Annotated in this window: 2 protein-coding genes; both read left to right on the plus strand. The window is 59.6% G+C overall.

Features of this window, described 5'->3' with window-relative positions:
* Window positions 1–1,356: type VI secretion system contractile sheath large subunit (gene tssC, locus NCT03_RS33540; protein ID WP_250495501.1), on the plus strand; the 1,356-nt coding region annotated here is incomplete at its 5' end.
* Window positions 1,357–1,573: 217 nt separating this feature from the next.
* Window positions 1,574–2,037: Hcp family type VI secretion system effector (locus tag NCT03_RS33545; RefSeq protein ID WP_250470245.1), on the plus strand; the 464-nt coding region annotated here is incomplete at its 3' end.

Here is a 2,037-nt window from a genome sequence, read left to right on the forward strand (position 1 = left end):
GGTATTCAGGCGTTCGTCGCGCAACTGCTCGAACCGCAGCGTTCGGTGGAGCGTGTCACCGCCGCGACCGTCGACGACATGATCGCGAGCCTCGACCGCAAGCTGTGCGCGCAGGTCGATGCCATCCTGCATCACGATGACTTCCAGAAGCTGGAATCGTCGTGGCGCTCGCTCAAGTTTCTGGTGGACCGCACCAACTTCCGCGAGAACATCAAGATTCAGTTGATGAGCGTGAGCAAGCAGAAGCTGCTCGACGACTTCCAGGACGCGCCCGAGATCACCAAGTCAGGGCTGTACAAGAACGTCTATACGGCCGAATACGGCCAGTTCGGCGGCCAGCCGTTCGGCGCGATCATCGCTAACTACGAGTTCAATGCAAGCGCGCCCGATGTCAAGCTGCTGCAATATTCGGCAAGCGTCGCCGCGATGGGTCACACGCCTTTCGTCGCCGCCGCCGGCGCGGATTTCTTCGGCATCGACTCGTTCGATCAGTTGCCGAACCTGAAAGATCTGTCGTCCATCTTCGAAGGTCCGAAGTACGTCAAGTGGAACGCCTTCCGCGAAAGCGAAGATGCGCGCTACGTCGGCCTGACCGCGCCGCATTTCCTCTTGCGCGTGCCGTATGGCCCGGAAACGGCGCCTTCGAAGAAATTCAACTACAAGGAAGACGTGTCGAGCGGTAACGACCAGTTCCTGTGGGGCAACGCGGCCTTCGCGTTTGCCACGCGTCTCACCGAAAGCTTCGCGGACTACCGCTGGTGCGCCAACGTGATCGGCCCGCAAGGCGGCGGCACGGTGCAGGACTTGCCGGTGTATTCGTTCGAATCCATGGGCGAGATCCAGAACAAGATTCCGACCGAAATCCTGATTTCCGAACGACGCGAGTTCGAGCTGGCCGAGCAAGGTTTCATGGCGCTCACCATGCGCAAGGACAGCGACAACGCCGCGTTCTTCTCCGCCAACTCGGCGCAGAAACCGAAGTTCTTCGGCCAGTCGAAAGAAGGCAAGGAAGCCGAGCTCAATTACAAGCTCAGCACGCAATTGCCGTACATGTTCGTCATGAGCCGCATGGCGCACTACATCAAGGTGATGCAACGCGAGAACATCGGCACGTGGAAGGAGCGCGGCGATCTGGAGAAGGAACTCAACAACTGGATTCGCCAGTACGTCGCCGACATGGACAACCCGAGTCCGGGCGTGCGCAGCCGCCGCCCGTTGCGTCAGGCCGAAATCAACGTGCTCGACGTGGAAGGCGAACCGGGCTGGTACAAGGTCGACATGAAGGTGCGCCCGCATTTCAAGTACATGGGCGCGTCGTTCACGCTGTCGCTCGTCGGCAAGCTGGAAACTGCCTGATGCGCGCATCGGGTTCGAGGCAGCCGCGAACATAAGCGGCGCTTCGGCCAGGTTTCATCCGTAACACGCGGGCGGTCACCTGCAACGAGGCGGTAACCGCCCGCGCTCACACTGTGTTCATGCGCTCCGACACCTACACGTAAATGGGCGCATCGAGTCGATGCATCAAGTCAAGAAGCGACACGCGGACAAACCATAACGGCAACTGGAGGCCACCATGCCGATGCCATGCTACCTGACCCTCGAAGGTCAGAATCAAGGAAAGATCGAAGGTTCCACGAAGGTTCAGGGCCACGAAGGCAAGATCCTCGTGCAGGCCGTGGATCACACCATCGAGATCCCGAAGAGCCCGCAAACGGGTCTGCCCACGGGCAAGCGCGTGCATGGCGCGATGTCGGTGACCAAGGAAATCGACAAGTCCAGCCCGAAGCTCTATCAGGCGCTCACCTCCGGCGAGCAGATGAAGACCGTGACGCTGGAGTTCTATCGCATTTCGCCGAAGGGCACGGAAGAGAAGTACTACACCGCCAAACTCGAGAACGCGATCCTCACGCACATGCAGTCCTGGACGCCGAACTGCCTCGACCCGAACAACAAACAGATGGGTCACATGGAAGATCTCGCGTTCACCTACGAAAAGATCACGTGGACCTACGAGCCGGACGGCATCGAAGCCGAAGA

This window comes from Caballeronia sp. GAWG1-1 (assembly GCF_023631465.1).
Taxonomy (GTDB): domain Bacteria; phylum Pseudomonadota; class Gammaproteobacteria; order Burkholderiales; family Burkholderiaceae; genus Caballeronia.